Genomic DNA, 23695 nt, shown 5'->3' with positions numbered 1-23695 from the left:
CCGTGGCGGCCGATGGTCCGGGCGGGGCAGATCCTGCGAGGCCCGCGCTGACGTCATCGGCCTCCTGCACCATGGCCGCCCACCAACTGACCGCTCGGCCATGGGTCGACAGTCCCGCTGAAGGAGGCTCCTCCACCGCTCGGAGGAGGCGAGGAGACGAACTGCACGGTCTCTGTACTACCTCGGGAGGATGGGCATTGACGCAGGTAGTGCCATCCTTTGTGGGCGTGAGCCTCTTGCGTGGTATCGACCTGACCAGTTCCAGGACGATCCTGGTCGTGCTGGTCCTGTCCGTCCTGACCGCCGTCGTCGCCGCAGTGCTCCTGCCCCGGACCCTGCCGGCCGCCACGCGGGAGAAGCCCGCTGACGGCCCCACCCGCCCCACGGCCCGCACGGTGCTGCGCGCCACCGGCCGCTACACGGCGCGCGCCGTCATGGTGAGTGTGCCGGTGCTGCTCGTCGTCGTGCTCGGCGGCCTGCTCATCAACCGCCCCATGCACTACGTGCGAACCCTCGGCGACGTCATCGAGGCCGCCGCCCCGCGCACTCAGGGCACCTCGCGCGTCACGCCGCTGCCGGACGCCTCCGTCTACGACTCCGTCCCGGCCTCGGCCTGGAAGGCCTCCCTCCAGGACGCCGGTGACGGCTCGCAGAAGGGCACCTGGACCGGTCCGGTCAGCGGCATCACCCTGCCGGTGCGCGTGGTCCTCCCCGCCGACTATCGGCCCGACGACGGTCGCACCTACAACGTCATCGAGGGCATCCACGGTTGGGTCGGCGACCCGGAGTCCCTGGTGTCGGGCATAGCCTCGCCCAAGCGGCTCCAGGAGGCGATCGACGCCGGGCGCATCCCGCCGTCGATCATGGTGTTCCCCTCGGTCAATGTGGACGGCAGCCAGCACGACTGCGTCAACATCGCAGGCCGCCCGGCTGTGGAGACCTGGACCGCCGAGGAGATCCCCCGCATGATCCAGGCCAGCTTCCCCAACGTGACCACGCAGCGGGCCGGCTGGATGCTCATGGGGATCTCGGCCGGCGCCTACTGCGCTGCCCGCACCGCCTTCGACGTCCCTCAGCGCTTCGGTTCGGTGGGCGTCATGTCCTCCTACAACCGCCCCACTGAGGGCGCCCTCGCACACGGCGGCCAGCAGCTGCAGGCGCAGAACGCCCTGTCCGCCCTGCTGGAGCAGCGCACTCCCGACGGCCTGCGCTTCTACGTGATGGGAACCCAGGACGATGCCTACGGCGCCGCCCGCACGGCCTGGCTCATGGAGGACGCGGTGAAGGAGCCGGACTCGGTGACCATCGATACCCCGCGTCAGGGCGGGCACTCCTGGGTCCTGTGGAGCGGCCACTTCCCGGCGCTGCTGACCTGGTGGGGATCGGATCCGGCGGTCTTCGCCGCGGCCGGACTGCCTGCGCCCGAGGGCGATACATGGGCCAAGGCGACCGCCGACGGCGTCAAGCCCTTGACGGAAACGCCCAAGGACCAGCGCACGGTGGGGTCCGTCTCGCCGATGCGCGCCTCGCCCTTCGAACTCAACGGCCTGGGCACCATCATTGTGGCCCTGGTGGCGTCGCTGGCCGCGGTCGGTACCGCCCTGGTCTGGGCTCCCCGTTGGGGCCGACGGCGCGACGGCGGCAAGCCGTCACCGTTGCGGCTGGGCGGTGCGATCGTGGGACGCTTCGCGGTGGTGATGGTGGCGGCCTCTCTCATCGCGGTGACGGTGGGGGTCGGGGTCAATGCCGGCGGGGGCTTCTACACCTCGTGGCGTGATCTGCGGGCCTCGATCCGGGTGAGCGACAACGCTGGGAAGTAAGGAGGCACCCGACGCAGCGAGTCGGCACGGTCGACGTCGACAGGTCTGAGATGCCGGGGGCACGCTGATCGGGGCGCACGGTGTCGGAGGGGCCGTCTAAACTCTCCTGCGTGGCACTTACCATCGGAATCGTCGGACTGCCCAACGTCGGCAAGTCCACCCTGTTCAACGCCCTGACCCGCGCGACCGTCCTGGCCGCCAACTACCCGTTCGCGACCATTGAGCCGAACGTGGGGGTTGTGCCGCTGCCGGATGCGCGCCTGGACAAGCTCGCCGAGCTGTTCCACTCCGCGAGGGTGGTCCCGGCGACGGTCTCCTTCGTGGATATCGCCGGAATCGTGCGTGGCGCCAGTGAGGGTGAGGGGCTGGGCAACCAGTTCCTGGCCAATATCCGTGAGGCGGACGCGATCTGCATGGTGACGCGCGCCTTCGAGGATCCGGACGTGGTCCACGTGGACGGCAAGGTGGAGCCGGCCGGGGACATCGAGACGATCAGCACCGAGTTGGTGCTGGCGGACATACAGACCCTGGAGAAGGCGATCCCGCGCCTGGAGAAGGAGGTGCGGGGCAGGAAGACGGAGCCCGTGGTGCTGGAGACGGCGCAAGCGGCCCTCAAGGTCCTGGAGGCCGGGACACTGCTGTCCGCCGGGGCGCAGGCCGCAGGGATTGATGCGGAGGTGCTCAAGACCTTCCAGCTCATGACCACCAAGCCCTTCATCTACGTGTTCAACATGGATGACGTCGGGATGAATGACGAGGCCCGTCAGGCCGAGCTGCGTGAGCTGGTGGCGCCGGCGGAGGCGATCTTCCTGGACGCCCAGTTCGAGGCCGAGCTCGTGGAGCTGGAGCCGGAGGAGGCGGCGGAGATGCTGCACGAGAACGGGCAGGATGAGTCCGGCCTGGACAAGCTGGCGAGGGTCGGCTTCGACACCCTGGGGCTGCAGACGTATCTGACGGCGGGGGAGAAGGAGTCCCGCGCGTGGACGATCCGCAAGGGGGCGACGGCGCCCCAGGCGGCGGGTGTCATCCACACTGACTTTGAGCGGGGTTTCATTAAGGCCGAAATCGTGAGTTATGATGATCTGGTCCAGTACGGCAGCGTTGCTGAAGCCCGCGCTCACGGCCGAGTGCGCATGGAAGGAAAGGACTATGTCATGGCTGATGGGGATGTGGTGGAGTTCCGCTCTGGACTAACGTCTGGCGGCAAAAAGTAGACGGTGCTGTTCATATGGCGACGAACTGATGTAATGGCTGGAATGTGTCGAGGCTATAGAACCTGTAACTGCCAAAGACTTCCGTCTGGGCAGAGCGGTGTCGATAGGGCCGCAGTCGGCACGACGCGCTAAGTGGCTAACGGGGTTCGCCGCCATTGGCAGTGTCTAGGCGGCGCGCACCACATGCCTCCGTCGACATGTGTCTCTGGCGGTTCCTTCATGTGTTTGGGTGTGCTTTGTGCACGGTAGGTTCCTATTTAAGCGGCATTTATGAAAAAACGGATGACCAGGCATTTAGGAGGCGCAATGGAGATTGGAGCACATTGGGTTCGGGCTGCGTTACAGGTGAACCCATTTGGTTATGAGGGGCACAATGCTCCGAGTCAGTTTTTCGATGACGAGGAACGCTACAATGCGAAGCTTCTGGACACCTGCGACGAGCTGGCTATCGGACTGATTGCGATCACCGACCATTGGCGAGTCGAATCGGCAGTCGGCTTGATCTCCGCGGCGGAGAGTCGGGGCATTGTCGCGCTCCCTGGATTCGAGGCGAACTCATCGGAAGGAATCCACATCCTCGTTCTGTTCGAGGCCGGAACGCCCCTGGATGAGATCAACGCTGCGATCGGGCGCTGTGGACCCAACCCCGGATGTCCTAATGGAACCACGGGCGAGTCATATGCAACCATCATGTCTCGGATGGCGGAAGCAGGTGCTTTGCCAATCCCCGCCCATGCGAACGTGAGTCCGACAGGTCTGCTCACCACTCGTTCGGGGCAGCCTCTTGCAGCGATGATTAAGCACTCGGATCTGCACGCCATAGGTATCTCACCCCATGCGGCCGCTGCGAGAGATCAAGAAGCAGTCGTGCAGGGGACTGGAGACTTCGAGCGAGTGCATCCCTTGGCCGTTATCCATGCCGATGACGTGATGGGGCCCCGCCAGTTGAAGAGGGCGGGTGCGAGCACCTGGTTCAAAGTGAGTTCGGCATCCCTCGAGAGTCTCAAACTAGCTGTCCGCACGCCGGAGACTCGGATCTCCCTCAGTGACCCTCAGTCGACGCCACGTGCTCGCATCAAGAACGTGTCCTGGGTCGGCGGCTATCTCGATGAGGTCATCCTACCGATCTCCTCAGACCTGACTGCGTTGATTGGTGGTCGCGGTGCTGGCAAGTCGACTGTGATTGAAAGCCTCCGGTATGCGCTTGACCTTCAACCCATCTCGGTTCAAATGGGAAAGGATCACAAGAGCATCATCGATTCAGTTCTGCACGTCGGCACGATCGTGTGCGTCGAGGTTGAGAGTGTGTCACCAACACCGGCGAGCTTTACCATCCAGCGAGAGGTCAATCATCGGCCCGTCGTCTTGGACGCCAATGGCGAGAGAACAAGCCTTGCCCCGTCAGACGTCATCGGGTCCGTCGAAGTGTTCGGGCAGCATGAGCTGGCCGAACTTGCAGGCGACTCCGCGAGCATTGCCAGGCTGGTCCAGCGTTTCGCGGGATCCGATGGGGACGACCCAATTCTCGAAGATCTGCTTGAGAAGCTCCGAGCCAATCGGGATGACCTCAAACAGACAGAGACAGACAAGGCGAAGTTGGAGGGGAAGCAGGCACAGGCTGACAGGCTCGAAGAACAACTCAACCGCTATCAAGGAACGGACGTTCCTGGGAAGCTTCAGGGACATCAGCGACTTGCACTCGACGAAGCAGTGTTCAACGAAGCCTTGACCCGCGTGAGTGCAGTCGAAATTGCGCTGAAGCAGGATCAGAAGTCCAGTTGGTTGAACGATCTTGTAGCGCCTCTTGACAACATTGATGGCGCGCCACAGGCCGATCACCTGTCGCGTGCATCGAACGCTATGTCGGCTTTGTATGTGACCTTGGCGAAGTTAAGGGAGACTGCCTCCGCTGCAATCGAAACCGCTCGAATCGAGATCACTGCTGCGCAGTCCGATTGGAGCGAGGCTACCTCGGCTGAGAAGAAGGCGTACGCAGAAGTCCTTCGACAACTTTCAAATGAGGGACTCGATCCTGGCCAGTACATCTCCAAGCGCAAGGAGCTGACGGGCATCAAGGCGGCGAAGCCCCGACTGGAGCAGAAGGAAAAGGAGCTCAAGCGGCTCTTGGACGAGCGGACCGAACTCCTCAACAGACTTCGTAACCGTGAGAAAGCGGCTATTGAAGACCTCCACGATGCCATTCGATCTGCCAACGATGCGACGGGTGGGGTCGTGGTGGTTAGGCCGACGCCGACTAAAGATCGTAGTTACATCGCTGACGTCATTAAGAGCCACGTCAGTGGCCAGCGAACGCAGATCATGGCAGCCATCGATAGCCCCGATTTCACGCCAGTCGCGCTCGCGGAAGCGATCAGAGGCGGCAGTAAAGCCCTCGGGAAGTTCGGAATCAGGGGTGCGCAGTCAACGCACATGCTCGAGGCTGGTGACGAGCTGGCACGAGAACTGGAAGAGCTCAGTATCGGGGTGGGTGTTGAGGTGCTCCTCAAAATGGATGGAGCACAGGGCTTACGTAGCATGGATCAGTTGTCCAAGGGACAGCGCGCGACGGCACTCTTACTCCTGCTGCTTGGCGCATCGTATGCACCGCTCGTCATTGACCAACCTGAGGATGACTTGGACAACAACTTCGTCTACAAGGGTGTGGTGCGACGGCTTCGGGAACTAAAGGGGAAGCGTCAGGTTATTGCGAGCACTCACAACGCCAATGTGCCAGTCCTGGGCGACGCCGAGCTCATCGTGGTCCTTGAGAGTGATGGGAGCCATGGCCGCCCTGCGGAGGGCGGCATTGGCTCATTGGATGAGCACTCGGTTCGATCGCTTGCGGAGAATATCTTGGAAGGTGGGCCAGCCGCCTTCAATGCCCGTCAGCATCTCTATGGTTTCTGAGTACAAAAGACGTGAGAGTAGATTTGTGTCTAGTAAAACCAACTAATTTCAATCGCGCTGGTACCGTCATTCGAAAGTTGCTGCTACGTTGGCAGCCTACTTTCGATGGAATCTTCTTTGGATAATTTGACTTGCTGTGCATCATTGGGTGGGCTGTGTTCGAATCTACCGCAAGTGTTTTTCTGATTTTATTGAGGATAGTATATTCGTAAGCAAGTGTTTGGATGGGCGGAGGTGAGGTAAATATGTGCACTTCGATTGGCGGCGTAATTGCAGGATTTGTTGCCAGTCATGTAATTGATATAGCGACCTTGTTTTGTGGTACGCTTGTATCTACGTGCATCTCGGTCAAGATAGAAAAGTCAAATGGGGAGCCAAAATAAAATGAGTATATTAACGTCTCTTTCGTTTGCGTTTATCGGTGCAGTTATCGGAGGTGTTGTTGGACCTGCGCTTTCTTGGACTCTACGTCCCGTAGGGGCCGGTGTTTCCCTATGGGAGATTCGTGAAGCCGCTGAATCGGGGTGTCGTGCCGGTAGAAAAACTCGAAGCCGCGAGAAACGCCAGGGTGGCCAGGAGGGTGACATACTGTCGATTCTGATGGCAGCTTTTGCGGTCGTGCTACTGTATTTAAAGTGGCGACCTTGGATTTTGGTGGCCATTTCACTAACTTCTGTTTTTGTGGGGGTTATTGCATGTTTTGTCGTGCTAATTGCACGAAGACGAAGGATTATCGCAGGTGGATGGTCAACCGTCTTATGTTTATTACTGCCTTTCTTGTATGCGGCAGTTGGTATAGTAATTGTAACTCTGTTGTGGTGGGTTCCTGGCGCTCCGCCAGAAGTTCGCCGGGCTTTAACTGCTTGCTCTATTAACAATATTGAAATTGGACTACGGGGAATCGTCTATGTCCTATATTCAATGGCTGGAGGGTTTATGTATTTTATTCTCGCAATAGGGGTGATTTTGTGGGATTTAGCTCTAATTTCTGCAATTTATGCGGCACAAGAAGCGCGTCCTCACTTTTTATGGAAAACAATTGCCTGTAGAATGCCTCTTTCTCTTGGCTGGGGGATGCCGACATGGGGCGTTTTATGTGCAGTTGTGGCTATAGTGCTGGCCAGTGGAAAAGGGTACGTTTGGCTTGAGGCACTTAATGAGTCACTGACTCGATAGTCGACTTTAATGGCGCTTGAACGTGCAGTGAGATGTAAACCTGTTTTGTGTTGTTGTGGTTACTGTAAGTATATTAGTTTTAGTTTGTTGACGCATGTCTTTTCAGGGTTAATTAAGTGAGCGTGTAGGGTGATTATTTATTGGAGGTCATTCTTAGTGTCGTGAATGTGAGTTCGAAGGTAGTTAAGGTGGTTGCTGAGAACGTCTCGTGCGGTCTTCTGTAGTCAGTTTGCGGGATGTACCAGATTATTGGGTTGGAGGTGGCTCGCTTGATCTTGTAGTGGATCTGGTCGACGGTCCTGTTGTCGGGGCAGAGGGGGCGCAGGTTATCTCTTTGGGGTGATCATGCACAGCCAGATGTTCCCCTTGTCGCCAAGATGACGCGGCGGTGGTGTTCTGTCCAGGATGTCGGTGGCGGTGACAATGGCTGGAGCTGCACAGGGCCTCAGCGTCATACTTGCGTCCACCCTGAGGTTGGAGACCCGCGCCAAGCGGCCCGACTGAGCAGACGACCTGGATGTTCAACCTGGTGGCCTTGTGCTTGCCGGAGTACAGCTCGGGATGGCCCTTCCAGGACCAGTACTCGAGCATGGTGTCGTCCACGATCAGTTGGGCCGCTAGGTCCAGGTTTTCCGCGACTGCTGCCTGGTCATTGAGGGTTGTGGCGATCAGGGGCGCCTAGGTGGAGATGGTGCGCAAGACGACGATCTATGCGACGTTGAGGGCCTTTTGAGTCGGATTATGTCGTAGTTAGGTTAGTGCTTAGCGAGTGCAGGTATCTGCTCGGGCTCCGCACATTGCGTGCTGGAAGATCGGTCGTGCGGTATGAACGAGTTTGCTGAGCCGATAGGTAAAGCAACCTAAGGAACATTTTCGACGGCTTGGGATGTTCGAATTTGCTTGGTAGTCTCTACGCGCTACAGGAATTTATTTCCCGACGATCATTAATTTGCGATGAGGTGAAAAAGTGAGCATGGAGATGGCCTCGGTGGCTACGTGGACCTTCTTGGCGGAGGATCTGATTCCTCAAGACGTCCTGGGTGTTCTTGTTGAAGGGGAGCAGTCCTACACCGCCTTCAAGACGATGCGCGATTCGGCCGTGTTCACCTCGAAGCGGTTGATCATCCGTGACGCATAAGGGTTGACTGGTCGGAAGGTAGAGAACTATTCACTGCCCTACAGCGCCATTAACATGTGGTCGACCGAGAATGCAAGAACATTCGACATGAACTCAGAACTCGAATTATGGACGCGGGCAGGTCGCATCAAGATCAAGCTCGGGTCCCAGGTCGACGTCCACAAGATTGATAGGCTTATCTCGGCCTGCGTTCTCATGTCTCACTGAGCGTTGGCACCCGGAAAATGCTGAGCATCAGTAGTCTGCTGCTACTGATGTCCAATGGAGGGCCACGGCAGATTCTCGTATACGCTACTGGTGTGGATGAGCATCTTCTTCGCGGGTGCAGTGTCAGCGATGAGCAGATCCAGGCGTGGGCCGATGAGGCCGAGGCAGGCTACGACCTTCGACAACTGCCGCAACCAGTTAGGGGACGTCCTCCAGTCGATCTTGGGACTGTAGACCGGCAGGTACCTGCGGGAGTCAAGCAAGCAGCGCTACATGGAGGTTGTCAGGCGGAGAACAAGGCCGACTCAGCGGACCTCACGTAGGTTCCCGACGGATCGGCGAGCCGAGTTCTGCATTCACCGTGTGGTCGCCGCTGATCGCACGGCTGCCGGAGTCGCACGCTCCGCCGGTGTCCCCCGGCTCAGGAGGATGCCATGACCGGCTGGCCCTCGCTGGGCTGGACCACCACGAAGCCCGGGCCGTGGAAGGCCAGCTGGAAGGACTCGCCCGAGCCGCGCCCGATGAGAACCCATCTTGAAGCTGCTCTTGATCTGCGGCTGCAGGTTCGCCGACCAGCAGATCGCCGCCTGCGGGTCAACGAAGGTCGGCTGCTGCGAGTTGGCCAGACGCGCCAGCAGCCCGTTATCGGGACCAGGTACCGTCTCATCCTTCGGTGGTGTCTGGTTGGAGCCCGGTAAGATTAGGCTGGATATGAGCCCCTTTCGGTGCACATCGTCTCTGACTCAGCATCGGTTCCGCGGGCCTTTGTGCTCCTTCTTGGCTGCGGCGTTGATGGCTTCAGAAAGTTCTTCGTACGCAACTGAGGGACCGGCAAGTTTCTCCAAGATCGCAAGGCTGATGGATTCTTGGCCAAGGTCCTCTACCGTCTTCCTGGGAAGGACGTGGAAGCGCCATTGGGATGCCAGGAGCGGGTTGTACTCCTCGTGGGTGCGCGCTGTCTGGATCGCGAAGACGTACACGTCGGCGTTGTAGGTGGGAGTCGGCGTCAGCCCGCCTTCTGTGGTCCAGATGCGACTGCGAAGCCCTGTGAACTGAATCGTTGAGAGCTTGTACTGGTCCCATGCCTGGAGATAGGCGGAGGTCTTGACCTCAATCGTGGTCCCGTCCGGCGCCAGAACATCGTAAGGATCCCACTCGATCCGCAGTCCGGTCGAACCGACCGCCTTCGCCACCAGGAACTCAGCGAGGTAGCCACGGGCATTGTTCATCCGGAGATTGGACAGCGCGAAGCGCCAGAAATCCACGACCGTTGCATCCGTCCCAGCCACCACCTCCTCACCTGAAAGAGGCATGGGCTTGGGAGCACGGATCGGCGGGGGAGTAGTCACAGAGCCATTATCTCAACAAGAACAGGGTGGCCACCCAGCCCTCAGACATGGGCAGGAGAGAAGCGATCACCGCCTGCCGAGAACGGCTCTTTGCGGTCTTCGGACAATTACACGGATGCCGAGCAGCCGCACGCTCCGCCGTCGTCGCCTCGCTCAGGACGACGCCACCACCGGCTGGCCCTCGCTGGGCTGGACCACCACGAAGCCCGGGCCGTGGAAGGCCAGCTGGAAGGACTCGCCCGAGCCGCGCCCAATGAGGGAACCCATCTTGAAGCTGCTCTTGATCTGCGGCTGCAGGTTCGCCGACCAGCAGATCGCCGCCTGCGGGTCAACGAAGGTCGGCTGCTGGGAGCAGTCCAGAAGCAACGGCGGCCCATCGGAGGACACGGCCACCACGCCCTGCCCCTGAACCATGAGGTTGAACAGCCCGCCTGCAAGGATCCCGGCATTGCCCAGCATCCTGATGTCATAGCCCAGGTGCGCGTCGAAGGCCAGCAGGGACGGTGTGTTCACCGTGATCGCATCACCCTCCAGCTGGAGCAGGAACACGTTCTGCGCGCTGCGGGCGAAGAACACCTCGCCCTGACCCGAGACGCGCATGAGGTTACCGCCCTCCCCGGTGGCGGCTTTCTTGATCATGCCGCCCAGGCTCCTCGAGCCCTGGTAGGAGAAGTCGATGTTCCCCTGGTAGGCGACCATCGCGCCCTGCGCGGCCAGAACCTCCGGGCCCAGGGCCACACGAAGCATCTTGCTGGACTGGACAGTCCAGCGCTGGCCGGTCTCCTGCTCACGGTTGGCCTGCTCAAAAAGGGGACTGCGCACGTGAAAGCACCTCTGTTCCAAGGGTCGGGATGGCGACGGGACTTCGTCGACTGCAGGCTACCAACCGGCATCGCCGTCGGGTACGGAGTCGCAACGCAATGGGGATCCCTACCCACACGGGTAGGGATCCCCACCTGTCAGTCAGCGGCGTTGCGGCCGCCGGCTGTCAGCGCCTGGGCTCAGGCCCTGCGGCGGTAAGCCAGCAGCACACCTCCCGCGATCGCTGCCAGCGCTAGCACCAGGGGAATCCCCACGAACGCCCCGGTCCGGGCCAGAGGCGATCCGGAATCCTCCTGAGCCGGCTCGCTCGGTGCCGCCGGGTCGCTCGACGTAGCCTCACCTGGCGTCGGCTCACCCGGTGCCGGCTCGCTGGACGTCGGCTCATCCGGTGCCGGGTCGCTCGGCGTCGGCTCACCCGACGGAGAAGCCGTGGGGTCCTCCGACGGCGAGTCCGTACTCGGAACCTCGGTGTAGGCGTTGACGAAGGAGGCGCTGGCCACCTGGTCCTTCTCCGAGACCGTCACCGTCTGGGCCTCCGGAGCCGCCAGCGTGTAGCCGTCGATCGCGGCCGCCTTGGCATCCTCGGTCACGGTGCACTGCGTGCCCGTGGGCACCTTCGGCCCGGAGACCGCCTTGCCATCGGCCTTGGCCTTCAGCGAGCCCTCGGTCCCGTCGGTGCAGGTGTAGGCGAAGGTGAACTCCTTGTCACCGGTCTGCGCACCCGTCACCGTCTTGAGCACCGAGAAGGACCCGGTCTGACGGGTGTAGGCGTTGGTGAAGGACAGGGCGGCGTCCTTCTCCGCGATCGTCACGCTCTGCGCCTCAGGAGTCTTCACGTCGTAGCCGCTGACCTGAGCCGACGACGTCTTCTCCGACACCGAGCACGTCGCCCCGACCGGCAGCGCGGGCCCGGAGACGGCCGAGCCGTCACCGCGGACCGTCAGCTCGCCGCTCACCTCGCCCTCGACGTCGGACGTGCAGCTGTACGCGAAGGTGAAGGCCACGTTCTTGTGGGTCTTCGCGTCGTCGCCCTCCACCTTCTTCGACACGGTGAAGGTGCCGCGGTCCAGGGTGTAGGTGTTGACGGCAGAGACGCTCACGGCGGCGCCCCCGCCGAGCACGTCGAAGGTCGCCTTGTCGCCCTGCACGGCAGTGCCGCCCACGGCCAGGGCCGTTGACACGCTCGTGCCCTTGACGGAGGCCTCCTTCTCCGTGAGCGTGCACGACCCGGTCGGCACATCGCCCACGTGCGCTGTCTCACCGGCCTTGACCACCAGCTGCTTGGGGGAGGCGGCCTTGCCGGTGACCTGGTCGGTGCAGGTGTACTCGAAGGTGAACTCCGCCGGTGCCAGCTTCGCGCCGTCGCCCTCGACCGTCTTGGACACCGAGAAGCCCCCGGTCTGCCGCGTGTAGGTGTTCGTCACCGACACCGCAGGAACCTGGTCCTTCACGATCGTCGCCGTCGTCGCGGAGTAGGCGGTGGAGACCGCGTAGCCCTCACGCTGGGCCAAGGCGACGTCCTCGCTCAGGGTGCACACCGTCCCGGTGGGAAGGGCCGGGCCGCTCACGGCGCTGCCGTCCATCGGGACATCAAGCGTGCCCTGGGTGCCCTCGGGGTCGTTGCAGGTGTAGCCGACCTTGACGGCCTCGCCCGCCTGCGGGGCGTAGTCGCCCGTGACACTCTTGGTGACCGAGAAGGTGCCGGTGTCGCGGGTGTAGGTGTTGGTGGCGGTGACGGCCACGGTCTGGTCCTTGGTGATGGTCACCGAGTCCTGTGACAGGGCCGAGGCCACCGAGTACCCGTCCTTGGCGGCCGACGCGGCGTCCTCCGCGATCGCGCAGGAGACCCCGGTCGGGATCTGCGGGGAGGACACGGCCGTCCCGTCACCGGGAACCGTCAGGGTTCCCTGCACGCCGCCGTCGCAGGTGTAGGTGAAGGAGTAGGAGCCGTTGGCCGCCCCCTCCGGACCGCCCTGGACCGACTTGGCGATGGAGAAGGCGCCCGTGTCGCGGGTGTAGGAGTTCGTGAAGGCTGCCGTCGCGACCGGCTCAGCCGGGTCCTTGATGGTGACGGCCTGCTCTGCGGGAGCGGTGAGCGTGTAGCCGTCGAGACGGGCGGACTCGGCGTCCTCCTTCACCGTGCACGTGGTGCCCTGCGGGAAGGTCGCCCCTGCCTGGACGGCCGTCCCGTCGCCCTTGGCGCTCACCTGTCCGGACTGGCCGTCGGAGCAGGTGTAGGTGAAGGCGAAGTCCTTGTCGCGAGCGCCCGCAGCGGCCTCAGGGCCGACGACGCTCTTCGTGACCTGGAAGGTACCGGGCGCCTTGACGGCGTCGGCGGTGTTGTTGAGGGTCACCTTGGTCGACACGCGGTCGCCGATGGTCACAGTGTTGGTCGTGGTTCTCCCGACCGCGAAGACCGGCTTGCCCCAGGCATATCCCGAAGGAGCGGGAGCGGCCTGGCCGGTGTCCTCGGACAGGGTGATGACGGTGCCCTTGGGGAAGGTGCCCTGGAACGTGTTGGTCTTGCCGATACTGACGTTGAGGATGGCTGTACCGCTGAGACCGTCATCGTTGAGCGTCCCGGGGGCCTGCCAGCCGGCATAGCCGCCGGCGGGGCCGGGCAGGACGTAGTCGACCTTGACCGGCAGGGTCGTGTTCGCAACGTCAACGGCGTCCAGTGCCGCTCCGCTCAGGGTCTTGAAGACCTCGAAGCCGCCGAAGCCGGGCGCCATGTCCACGGTCACCTTGAACGAGTCGGCGTAGCTGCGGGCGAAGTCGCCGTGAGCCTCGGAGTGGTCGAGCGAGGCTGCGTTGGTGTACTGCACTCCGGCGACGGCCTTGCCGTTCTGGGAGGTGAACGTCGCCGGGTAGGAGATCCTGTAGTTGGAGTCAGGAGCGAAGGGACCCGTCACCTTGATCGTGGCGACCTGCCCCTGGATGTCCACGTCCAGGTCGAAGTCTCCGTACTTCGCATTCAGGTCCTTACCCGCCGCAGTGGTCAGGGACACCCCGGAGATGCTGGGTTCGGCGGCGCTGTTGCGCAGCCCGAAGTACCACCTGTTCTTGTCCCCATTGAAGGTCATACCGGGGCCGAGCGTGTCCGTGATGGTGATGGTCTCACGGGTCCGACCGTCCGAGGCGATCGGACCGTCGCCCTTGGCCAGCTGCTCCTTGATGTAGTCCGAGCCGAAGTTGACCTCCCACGTCATGGCGGAGGACGCCGATGTGATGACCGAGGAGACCTTGGAGAACTTGAGGGGCGTGTAGCCCCGTGCAGCGGGACTCTTGATGCCGCCGGTGCCGGGCAGACGGACGCTCACCTTCTGGCCGCCGTTGACAGTCATATCCACCGACTGGGCTGTCGTGGCCTGGGTGATGAGGAGCAGCGCCTGACCCGAACCCTTGAAATCCTTGAATCCTGTCGCCTTGAGGTCCTCAACCTTCTCGTTGAAGGTGCACTCCATGCTCTTCTCCGTCAGCATGCACGCGCCCACCTCGGTGGGCGTGCCGTTGTAGGGAAGGCTGAGGGGAACGGTTTTCGGGTACTCCAGGTTCTTGAAATAGGTGCCGACGTCGATGGAGAACGAGTCTCCCGGGTTGACGGTGGTCTTGGAGGCGTCCCACGTGTAGGACAGCTTGGCCACGTCCTGCGTCGTGAGACCCTCTGATGAGAAGTCGTTGCCGCTTCGGTCCGACTTGATCAGAGCAAGACCAGACAGGTCGACGTCGGCGTTGATGGCGGCTTGAGCCTGCAATGGCACGATCATGCTCGCAAGCAGTGTCAGGAGGGCGAGCCAAGCGGCCGTCGACTGCCCCCTAGACGCGACGCGTCTGAGATCGGCAGGAACCTGCATGTATACATCCTCTTCGCTAGGGATCGGCGGTCTGGGGACGACCGTGAGTAACTGGTGAAGAGTATCGCGAGGAGGAAATTCAGAACAAGCCTTGTGGTGCACCTGTCAGCGACTTCAAGAATGTTATCGGAACGTCATGAAAATGTTGTGAAAAAGAAATCTTGGAACTGTGTCAGAAGTGGCTTCCTTCGCGTTTTTGCTGCAGTTCGGAGGGTGTTCGAAGGGGTGGCAATCATCTGTGTTCGCCCAGCCTGGAGGCTGCTTGCCGCGATCCGAGAATAAGTGTTGGGGTATGAGTTTGTTTGTTTCAAGAAATATTGGTGTCCCCATATGAATTCCTTGCGAAATGAGGGGAGTATTTTCAGGGAGGCAGTCAGGAGAGGGTGTGGGGCGGTTTCGGCTGATGTCGAAGCTGCGGTGCGGCGGTTCGCCCATTGGCCTGACTCATGACGCGACTACTAAGCCTTGAGTTGTTCTCATGCTCGCCGGCGAGTGCGTGAGCCGGCAGGAGGCCACGCCCTGTTTCGATCGCTAAGAAAGCACATCGTCCCCTCGGCGCCTGCGGACGGACTCTCACGGAGTCTTGCGCCCACCTGCGCTTGATCCGTGCCAGGTGACCTCACCGGATGTGAGCGGAGGTCACGTACGCGAATAGACGTATCGACAGGGGAGTCGCAGGAGGCATCTGTAGGCTGTGCCCGGCTCAAACCCGCCCACGGTCCGGCCACGTACCTCCCGAGCCGGCCGCAGTCAGCCCACCACACTCAGCGCAGGAAGGGAACCCGGCAGCCTCATGACCATCGACATGATCGTCGCGATCATTGCCGCCTCGATTGTCGCCTACGTGATCGCCAACAGATTTCGCCTCATTGCCCCGGTGCTTCTGATCGCTGCGGGTGTGGGGGTCGCCTTCCTCCCGGTTGGGGAGGAGATGCACCTGCCCAGCACGGTGGTTCTGACGATCTTCCTGCCGATCCTGCTGTACTGGGAGTCACTGTCGGTCTCCCTCAACCGCATGCGCCGAAGCCTGCGCGGCATCATCCTCAGCGCCACGGTCCTCGTCGCCATCACCGCTGCCCTCATCGCCATCATCGGTGCCCTGATGGGGCTGAGCGTGGGCGCTGCCCTCCTCATCGGCGCCTGCCTCGGCCCTACTGACGCCACCGCCGTCTCCAGCCTGGGACGCGGCATCAACCCCAACGGCCGCACCGTCCTTCAGGCCGAGTCCCTCCTCAACGACGGCACTGCCCTGGTTGTCTTCGCCATCGCCCTCCAGACCGCGCAGGACTCCTCCGGCGTCACGGTCGGCCTCGTCGCCAAGGACCTCCTGCTGTCATTCGGCGGGGGCGTCGGTGTGGGAGCGGTCATCGGCGCCGTCGTCACCAAGATCGGCATCCGCGTCCGCACCATCACCGACGACCCCATGCTCGCAACGATCTCCGCCCTGGCCACCCCGTTCCTCACTTTCTTCCTCGCCGAGGAGATCGGTGGCTCGGGCGTCCTGGCCGTCGTCACCTGCGGCATCGTCGTCTCCCGCTTCGCCGCCCCGCACATGTCCCTGGGGTCGCGTGTCCTCGGGACCCCGTTCTGGACGATCCTCACCTACATCCTCAACACGATTCTCTTCGTCATGGTGGGCGTCGCGCTCCCCGGGATCGTTGCCGAGCTTCCTCTCGCCGACCTCGTCCGCGGTCTCATCCTCATCCCGGTCATTTACATCGCCATGGTGGCGGGCCGCTTCATCGGCCAACACCTCATCATCTACTCCATCCGCGTCCTCGACCGCCGCCCCGAGCAGCGTCTGCGCCGTACCAACTTCCGCGGCCGCGTCGTCTCCACGGTCGCCGGCTTCCGCGGCGCGATCTCCCTGGCCATGGCGCTGTCCATCCCGGTCGCCTTCGACGCCGCCGCCTACGCCGAGCGCAACCTCATCATCCTCATCGTCGCCGGCGTGACCCTCCTGTCCCTCCTCATCCAGGGGCTCGCCCTGCCCCACGTGGTCCGCTGGGCCAACGCCAAGCCCTCGGTCGGCATGCGGACGGCCGAGTCGATCGAGTCTCAGGAGACCGAGGCGCTTGCTGAGATTCTGAGCGACATCGTCAGCCAGATCGACGCTATCGCCGATCGCACCGGCGTCGACGACGACGCGGTCATCGCGGCTGTGCGCGCCGATTACGAGCGCCGCCACCGCTGCGTGAGCAACGTCGACGCCGAGGAGGAGGCGCGCGTCTACGGTGGCCCGGAGAGCACCCTGCGGCTCGCCGTCATCGACCATCTGCGCCGGCGTGTGCACGACCTGCGCTTCTCCGGCCGCATTGACGACTCCACCGCCTCCAACGTCAACCGGCGCCTCGACGTCGAGACCCTCCACATCAACGGCCCCATCGACGTCGAGTAAACCGACTGTCGTGCATCCGGCAAGGTTGTCTCCGGCAGGGGTCACGTCCTTATGACGGCGGCATTCCAAGGTTCTGGGCAGGAGTAGTCTTGCGCCGCCCCATCTCTCGAACATCCCAGAACGGAGCCCATGCGATGACGCATGACGAATCCTCCAACCCGCTCGTGCCTGCCGACGACGCCGTCGAATCCTCGACCAGCGACAACGAGACACTCTCCGACATCACGTCCGAGCAGGACGAGCAGGCCCAGAAGTTCGCCGCCGAGTTTCTCAAGAAGGTCATCCGACTCCGCGGCGTCCAGATCGACCGGGACGACTACCTGCGGCAGGAACTGCGCAAGCTCGGCGCCGACGACGACACCATTGCCCTAGCGCAGGAGACCACCCCGTTCCAGGCCGGCCTCACCCCCGCCCAGCTCGACGGCCTTGCGACCGCCACCATCGCCTTCGAAACCCGTAAGTCCGCCGCTATCTCGTTCGCGGCCGGGCTGCCGGGAGGCTTCGCGATGCTCGCAACCATCCCCGCCGATGTCACCCAGTACTACGTCCACGCCTTCCGGGTCATGCAGAAGCTCGCCTACATCTACGGCTGGAAGGACTTCCTGGGCGACCTCGACGAGATCGACGACGAGACACTCGGCAAGATGAGCCTCTTCCTGGGGGTCATGATGGGGGTCGGCGGGGCGGCATCATCCCTGACGACCTTCGCCAAGCAGGTCGCCCGCCCGGCACTCCAGAAGCAGATCGCCCAGCAGACCCTGACCAAGACCGCCTGGTACGGGCCCATGAAGCAGACGCTCAAGCTCATCGGCATCAAGATCTCCAAGGACTCCTTCGCCAAAGGTGTCACCAGGACGGTGCCCGTGATCGGTGGCGTCATTTCCGGTGGCATGACGCTCGTGGCACTCAGGACCCAGTCGACCCGCCTCCAGAAGCACCTGCGTGAGCTGCCCCCGCCGGGCGTCGATGCCGCCCAGTACCTCGCCGCGCTTGACGACCTGGACGCCCAGGCCGATGAGCCCGGTGCGCTTGCCGCTGCCCAGGCCAAGGTCAAGGGTGCCACCGGCGAGGCGGCCGCCCGGGTCAGGGGCATGGGTGGCTCGCTGCTGCGAAAGGCCCACCGGCGGCCCGCCGCCGATAACGTTCCCGATGGCACCTCGCCTGTCCGCCCTTCCCTGCCGATTGCCTCCGCCAACTCCGATCCCGACGGCGACGTGTCCACCCGCGCTTGATCCGTGCCAGGTGACCTCGCCGGATGTGAGCGGAGGTCACGCGCGCGAATCTCCCTGTCCAGCATGCTGTGGAGCTCCTGATCCACGTCAGATCAAACGACGAGGAGAGCGGCAGTGAGGGGCGGGGCGCCTTGCGCACCCCACCCCTCACATAGCGCTCAGAGCCGGTTCGGGCTCAGCCCGGCTCACTCCTTCGAGCGACGGGCCCGCAGAACCAGGTAGCCGCCCACGACCGCGACGGCCGCAAGGCCCAGGACCAGCAGCGCGTTGGTACCCGTCCGGGACAGGCTGCGGCCTGGCGCCGTCGCGGTCCCGGTCGCTGAGGCGCTCGGAGCGCCGGCGCTATCAGTCGGCTGCGCCATGGCACCGTCGGACGGCCGGTCGATCTCGTCGGGCTGGGTGCTGGGAGCCGGCGTGGCCCCCGAGGCCTGGCTCGGGGCCGGGCTCGAGACCGAGGGGGCCTGCCCCGTCGGCGTCGGCAGCGAGGTCGCGGCCGGGCTCGCCGTCGACGGCGCCCGTCCCGTTGCGCTCGGCGCAGGAGCAGAGCTCGCGTGCTCGCTCGGCCTCCCCGACGGCGCGGCGCTGGGCTGCTGGGTGGGCGCGGACGACGGCTCCGTCGTCGGCTCCTGCGAGGGCTCGGCGGACGGCCCCGCCCCTGCAGTGGGCTCGGCGGTGAGGACGCCAGCGGGGGCGCGAACTACGGCGGCATCTGGTACCGCAACNCGAGGGCTCGGGGGACGGCCCCGCCCCTGCAGTGGGCTCGGCGGTGGGAGCGGACGGCGCGCTGCTCGGCTCCTGCGAGGGCTCGGCAGACGGCTCTGGCCCCACGGTGGGCTCACTGCTCGGCGCAGTCGTCGGCTCGGCAGTCGGTGCAGTGGTCGGCTCAGCGCTGGGGGCTGTCGTGGGCTCGGCGGACGGTGCGGGGCTCGGTGACGGATCCAGGGCCTGCGCCTGCGTGCACTGGTCGCCGACCCAGCCCATGGTGAAGTTGCGGTACCAGATGCCGCCGTAGTTCGCGCCCCCGCTGGCGTCCTCACTGAGCAGACCGATGCTGCCGTCGGACTGCACCGCGATCGTCGTGTAGCCGACGAACGGCTCGTGGAAGACCTTCCCGGTCGCCCAGGAGGCGCCGTCGTCGCAGGACATCGAGATGGTGCCGCGGTCGCGCGACCACGGCCGCGGGTTCGGCGAGTGGCTCAGCAGCAGCACCTTGGCGCGCGGGTCGCCGGGGGCGGCGTTCGGGAAGGCCCGAATGATCTGGGCGTTGTCCACCGAGTCGGGCAGGTTCTTGTCGCTGGCCGGATCGCTCCAGGTCTGTCCGCCGTCGGTGGAGGTGGCCACCTTGCGGAAGCCGGAACCGTCCGAGGCGCGCGAGTTGAGCATGAGGGAGCCGTCGGAGAGTTCGACGACCTTGTTCTCGTCCATGCCGGTGCCCACCGGGGAGCCGGCCTGCCAGGTGGTGCCGTGGTCATCGGAGTAGACCGACACCGCCTGGACCGCGCCGCCCGCAGTCTTGATCGTGTACTGCTGCACCAGGCGTCCGGCGTGAGCGCCGTGCTGCATCTGGATGCCCTGGCCCGAGGCCGCGAAGCGCGAGACCCAGGGGTTGTCCTTCGTGATGTCCGCGGTGATGGTGCGGTGCGTCCAGGTCCACCCGTTGTCGGTGGAGGAGGAGACCTCGGCGTGGATGACGCCCCGGTCCTCGGGGTCGGTGCCGGCCCTTGAACCGCCCCAGCCCTGGTCGTAGGACTTGACGTGGAAGTTGAAGATCGTGCCCGTCTGGTGGTCGACGACGTAGCTCGGGTCGGAGTAGCCGACCTTCTGGCCCGTCTCAGTGCCCCGGTGGATGTAGGTCGGAGCCGACCAGGTCTTGACGCCGTCGGTGGAGCGTAGCTGGACGATGTGGTTGGGGTTGGGCGCGTCGCTGCCCTGGTTGCCGTTGTCCTTCGGCCGCTCGTCATAGGCCACCAGCACGTCGCCGTTGGGGGCGGTGGTGATCGCCGGGATGCGGTAGTTGTCGGTGGCCGTGTTGGCGGCCAGGTGCTGGGCCTGGCTCATCGAGGCCGGGAGGTCCGTGCTCGCGTCGGGGGCCGGGGTCGGCTCGGCCTGCGGGTGCTGGCCGACGACGCTGATCGGGTCTCCGGTGGCGGTGAGCGTCTGGAGGGCGGCGCCGTCGGTGCCGGTCGCCGTCAGGGTGATCGACGGCGTCCACCGGCCGGCGTCGACGTCGGTCTGCGTAATCGTGTGGGTGAGCGGTTTGCAGTTGTAGACCGCGCCCTTGCCCGGCTTGAGGCCCGCCCAGTGGCACTGGCGGGCCAGGTCGTCGAAGGAGGAGTCGGTGGCGGCGACGTTGATCGTCTTGTCCGACACCGAGCGGACGCGCACCGTGTAGCTGACGGTGTCGCCCAGCTTGTAGGTCTCCTGACTCGCCGACGGTGTGAAGGACTCGACTCGCAGCGAGGCGGGCGTGACCGGGCTCGTCGCGCCGCTGATCGTCTCCGGGGTGTTGAGGGCCTGCCCGGCGTAATTCACCGCCTTGACCTCGTAGGCGATCTGCGGGGTGAAGCCGCCGGCCTGGAGGTCCTCGGCGGTCACCGTGTGCGTGGCCAGGCCGGCGCAGTCGGTCTTGGTGACCCCGGCGGGGACGTTGCGCCACCGGCACTTGGAGACGTTCCCGGACAGGTTCGTCGAGGCCGGGGCGTAGGAGTGGGCCTCGACGCTGGTGTTGGTGAGAGTGATGTTGAAGATCATGACGTCGCCGACGGCGTAGAGGCCGTCCTCAGGGGCGTTCACCTGAGTGATGGCGACGTCCATCAGGCCGTCGGCCGTGGGCGCGGCGTGTGCCGGTGGTGCGACGGCGATCATGCCGGTGACGGCCAGGGCCAGGGATCCCAGGAAGGCGGATAGGCGCCTTAGGGAGGAGGGATTCTTCGATGTCATACGTGATCCGTTCGGGAAGGCGAGGCGGCCTTGCCTGCGCCGGGGGAGTGGTGACGACAGATGTCAGACGTCTCACGGTAAGGTAACGGATGGTTGCGATTCTGCAAACTCGGGCGGGTCGCCGACGGCACACATGGCCTGCTCGTTCGCATCGTGATGCCTCGGCGGGCTGGGCGTGAGCGGGAGTCGCGTACACATCGACGTTTTCTTCATAAACGACGGTGGGGTCTGGTGGTGGATGCACCGCTCGTGGGAGGGGTGTTTTGTGTCTGGGGCTTGGTTTGGTCAGGGTGTGCGTCGTGATGCGGTGGCGCGGGTGGTGGCTGGTGAGTCGGCTTCGGCGGTGGCTCGGGATCTGGGGTGCTGTCGTGGGTCGGTGAGTCTGTGGTGCCAGGCGGCGGGGGTGGAGCTGGTAGGCGGACGACGGGGTGGGACGGTCCAGTCCGACCAGGCCAGACGTGTCAAGGTCGCCCAGGCGGTCCTGGCCGGAGCAACGCTGACCCGGGCGGGAGCCGCGGCCGGGGTGAGCCGGGACAGCGCGAGGCGGTACTGGCACGATCAGGCCGTGGAGAGTGCAGCAACGGCATCAAGGCGCTCATCAAGACGCTCGTTGGGGCGGCGGGGGCGTGGGGGCTGGTCGGTGTCGGCCTGCTCGGGNCATGACAGACTGTGCGTGTGCGTACCGGTGAGAACCCCTCGCAGACCGCCTTCGACCGCCCCGACGACGCCCGTCGCATCCCGCGGGCCGGCTCCTCGGAGCCTCTCGGTCGGTCCAGCCAGTCGAGTCAGACCGATCCGACGGCTCCCGCGGCGCCCGTGAGCGCGCCCAGCCTGACCGCCCTGCCCGACGACCACTCCGACGAGCTCGAGCCCTCTCCGCGCGAGGAGTGCGGCGTCTTCGGCGTGTGGGCCCCCGGCGAGGAGGTCTCCCGCCTGACCTACTTCGGCCTGTACGCCCTCCAGCACCGCGGTCAGGAGTCGGCCGCCGCCATCGCCCGCTCCTTGGGGCGGTGCCGTCAGACCGTCTCACGGGAGATCGCCCGCAACACCGGCCCTGACGGGGTCTACCGGGCCCCGGGGGCCTCGGTGGCGGCCCAGGAGCGTCTGGCCCGCCCCAAGGCCAGGAGGCTCGAGGCTGATCCCGTTCTGCGTGCCGAGGTGGTGGCCCTGCTCGAGGACGGGGCCAGCCCCCGCCAGATCAGCGCGCGCCTGCGCTGGGCCCACCCCGACAATGAGTCCATGCGCCTGTCTCATGAGCAGATCTACCAGGCCCTCTACGTCCAGGGCGCCGGGAGCCTGCGCCAGCAGCTGCGGGTGGACAAGGCCCTGCGCTCAGGGCGTACCCGACGCCTGCCCCGCTCACCGCTGGCCGGCCTGCCCCGCAGGTCCAGGCGCCCCTGGATCGAAGGGGCCCAGATCAGTGTGCGCCCGCCCCAGGCCGCTGACCGGGCCGTGCCGGGCCACTGGGAGGGCGACCTGGTCATCGGCGCCGGCGGGCGCAGCGCCCTGATCACCCTGGTGGAGCGCACCAGCCGCTTCGTGCTCATACACCGCCTGGGCGGGGGCCACGACTCCCAGACCGTCACCACTGCCTTGCAGACCATGGTCGCTGACCTGCCCCGGGCCGTGAGGGCCTCGATCACCTGGGACCAGGGAAGCGAGATGGCCCAGCACGCCGCCTTCACCGCCGTCACCGACATCCCGGTCTACTTCGCCGACCCCCACAGCCCCTGGCAGCGCCCCACCAACGAGAACACCAACCGCCTGATCCGCGAGTACCTCCCCAAGGGCACCAGCTTCACCACCATCACCGACACCCAGATCCAAGACATCCAGGACCGCCTCAACCGCCGACCCCGCATCGTCTTGAACGGACAGACCCCAACTGAGAAACTCAACGACATCATCAACGGTGCAAACACCACCTGACTCCACCGTCANACACCCAGATCCAAGACATCCAGGACCGCCTCAACCGCCGACCCCGCATCGTCTTGAACGGACAGACCCCAACTGAGAAACTCAACGACATCATCAACGGTGCAAACACCACCTGACTCCACCGACGCGGCTCCGGGTCATTTATGAAGAAAACGTCGATGTGAAGGTCGGCTTGGGCTTGGCGGCGACTTAAAAAGTGAACTAGGTCACTAATCCGTCTGTCTAATGCCCGCTGCGACGGACGGAAATCGCACCTGCCTATAGTCTTTCCGCCACTGGACATCAGATGTCAATGAAGACGTCGGCCGTGGCGCATGTCAACGAAGAAGGTGCACCACCTCATGACCACCACAGCCTCCCCGGGCCACAAGGTCTCCTCCCCGGGCAAGCAACCCAGCCCGCAGGCCCGCGCCGCCGCCCGGCGCTATGCCACGGTCCTGGCCGGCCGCATCGGCATGGCCGTCACCCGTGTCGCCGGGCTGGCGGCGCGGGTAGGGACACACTCGAACGTGGACTGGCCCGTGGTGCTGGCCTTCGCGGCGGCATCGATGGTGGGAGGCCTCCTCGGTGGGCCGCTGATGAAGCGCGCCCCGGCCTCGATCCTGACGACCGCCTTCGGCGTCCTGCTCCTGGGGGTGTGTGTCGTGACCGCCTACGACCTCCTGAGCGCCTGAGTAGCCGGCGGGTGCCGCTGTGC

13 protein-coding genes and 1 pseudogene are annotated in these 23695 nt (G+C 64.3%); 9 read left to right on the top strand and 5 right to left on the bottom strand.

Annotation, left to right across the window (positions count from 1 at the left end; all coding sequences use genetic code 11):
- Positions 1 to 227 precede the first annotated feature (227 nt).
- The 5 genes and pseudogenes from BQ8008_RS09000 to BQ8008_RS08980 all read left to right on the top strand — a co-directional run bounded on the left by BQ8008_RS09000 (position 228) and on the right by BQ8008_RS08980 (position 8462).
- Positions 228 to 1820: an alpha/beta hydrolase gene (locus BQ8008_RS09000; RefSeq protein WP_199907969.1), complete on the top strand. Its 1593-nt coding sequence runs from the start codon at positions 228 to 230 to the stop codon at positions 1818 to 1820.
- 110 nt (positions 1821 to 1930) lie between these two features.
- Positions 1931 to 3034 (top strand): redox-regulated ATPase YchF, encoded by a 1104-nt coding sequence (ychF, locus tag BQ8008_RS08995; RefSeq protein ID WP_108833713.1) that lies wholly within the window; start codon positions 1931 to 1933, stop codon positions 3032 to 3034.
- Between the two features lie 306 nt (positions 3035 to 3340).
- Positions 3341 to 5941: a TrlF family AAA-like ATPase gene (locus BQ8008_RS08990; RefSeq protein ID WP_108833712.1), complete on the top strand. Its 2601-nt coding sequence runs from the start codon at positions 3341 to 3343 to the stop codon at positions 5939 to 5941.
- A gap of 600 nt (positions 5942 to 6541) precedes the next feature.
- On the top strand, positions 6542 to 7117 hold the full coding sequence (locus tag BQ8008_RS13345) for a hypothetical protein (protein ID WP_159086786.1): 576 nt from the start codon (positions 6542 to 6544) through the stop codon (positions 7115 to 7117).
- 973 nt (positions 7118 to 8090) lie between these two features.
- Positions 8091 to 8462, top strand: a pseudogene (locus BQ8008_RS08980) (PH domain-containing protein).
- A gap of 743 nt (positions 8463 to 9205) precedes the next feature.
- Here BQ8008_RS08980 and BQ8008_RS08965 read toward each other — a convergent pair.
- From BQ8008_RS08965 to BQ8008_RS08955, 3 genes are all read right to left on the bottom strand, one after another.
- Complete coding sequence (locus BQ8008_RS08965) at positions 9206 to 9811, bottom strand: hypothetical protein (RefSeq protein WP_159086785.1); 606 nt, start codon at positions 9809 to 9811, stop codon at positions 9206 to 9208.
- A gap of 153 nt (positions 9812 to 9964) precedes the next feature.
- Positions 9965 to 10633, bottom strand: coding sequence for an AIM24 family protein (locus BQ8008_RS08960; RefSeq protein ID WP_108833710.1), 669 nt, complete (start codon positions 10631 to 10633; stop codon positions 9965 to 9967).
- Between the two features lie 179 nt (positions 10634 to 10812).
- Positions 10813 to 14400 carry a DUF5979 domain-containing protein gene (locus tag BQ8008_RS08955; protein WP_234415318.1) on the bottom strand — a complete coding sequence of 1196 codons (3588 nt, stop codon included), beginning with the start codon at positions 14398 to 14400 and terminating at the stop codon, positions 10813 to 10815.
- Positions 14401 to 15280: 880 nt separating this feature from the next.
- Between BQ8008_RS08955 and BQ8008_RS08950 the strand changes: the two genes are divergently transcribed.
- Complete coding sequence (locus BQ8008_RS08950; protein WP_108833708.1) at positions 15281 to 16885, top strand: Na+/H+ antiporter; 1605 nt, start codon at positions 15281 to 15283, stop codon at positions 16883 to 16885.
- 134 nt (positions 16886 to 17019) lie between these two features.
- The gene (locus BQ8008_RS08945; RefSeq protein ID WP_199907968.1) at positions 17020 to 18117 is read left to right on the top strand and encodes a hypothetical protein; all 1098 of its coding nucleotides are present in this window, start codon (positions 17020 to 17022) and stop codon (positions 18115 to 18117) included.
- Positions 18118 to 18302: 185 nt separating this feature from the next.
- Here the strand turns inward: BQ8008_RS08945 and BQ8008_RS13735 are convergent, their stop codons facing one another.
- The gene (locus BQ8008_RS13735) at positions 18303 to 18479 is read right to left on the bottom strand and encodes a hypothetical protein (RefSeq protein WP_234415317.1); all 177 of its coding nucleotides are present in this window, start codon (positions 18477 to 18479) and stop codon (positions 18303 to 18305) included.
- A complete protein-coding gene (locus BQ8008_RS08940) occupies positions 18463 to 20175 on the bottom strand; it encodes an exo-alpha-sialidase (RefSeq protein ID WP_442778237.1) in 1713 nt (570 codons plus the stop codon). The genes BQ8008_RS13735 and BQ8008_RS08940 overlap by 17 nt, the downstream gene beginning before the upstream one ends.
- Before the next feature lie 1698 nt (positions 20176 to 21873).
- On the opposite strand from BQ8008_RS08940, the gene BQ8008_RS08935 reads away from it, so the two are divergent.
- Positions 21874 to 22986, top strand: a complete 1113-nt coding sequence (locus BQ8008_RS08935) for an IS30 family transposase (RefSeq protein ID WP_267896237.1) — start codon at positions 21874 to 21876, stop codon at positions 22984 to 22986.
- A gap of 353 nt (positions 22987 to 23339) precedes the next feature.
- A complete protein-coding gene (locus BQ8008_RS08930; protein ID WP_234415315.1) occupies positions 23340 to 23672 on the top strand; it encodes a TSUP family transporter in 333 nt (110 codons plus the stop codon).
- Positions 23673 to 23695 lie beyond the last annotated feature (23 nt).

The sequence above is a fragment of the Actinomyces sp. Marseille-P3109 genome, assembly GCF_900323545.1.
Classification (GTDB): domain Bacteria; phylum Actinomycetota; class Actinomycetes; order Actinomycetales; family Actinomycetaceae; genus Actinomyces.
This window is presented reverse-complemented; position numbering and strand designations above follow the sequence as displayed.

What these genes read in the sequence shown, in the direction of transcription:
- BQ8008_RS08945 (WP_199907968.1), top strand. Translation starts at nt 17,020, where the DNA reads ATGACGCATGACGAATCCTCCAACCCGCTCGTGCCTGCCGACGACGCC.
- BQ8008_RS13345 (WP_159086786.1), top strand. Translation starts at nt 6,542, where the DNA reads ATGGCAGCTTTTGCGGTCGTGCTACTGTATTTAAAGTGGCGACCTTGG.
- BQ8008_RS08990 (WP_108833712.1), top strand. Translation starts at nt 3,341, where the DNA reads ATGGAGATTGGAGCACATTGGGTTCGGGCTGCGTTACAGGTGAACCCA.
- BQ8008_RS08955 (WP_234415318.1), bottom strand. Translation starts at nt 14,400, where the DNA reads ATGATCGTGCCATTGCAGGCTCAAGCCGCCATCAACGCCGACGTCGAC.
- BQ8008_RS13735 (WP_234415317.1), bottom strand. Translation starts at nt 18,479, where the DNA reads ATGGCGCAGCCGACTGATAGCGCCGGCGCTCCGAGCGCCTCAGCGACC.
- BQ8008_RS08950 (WP_108833708.1), top strand. Translation starts at nt 15,281, where the DNA reads ATGACCATCGACATGATCGTCGCGATCATTGCCGCCTCGATTGTCGCC.
- BQ8008_RS08930 (WP_234415315.1), top strand. Translation starts at nt 23,340, where the DNA reads ATGACCACCACAGCCTCCCCGGGCCACAAGGTCTCCTCCCCGGGCAAG.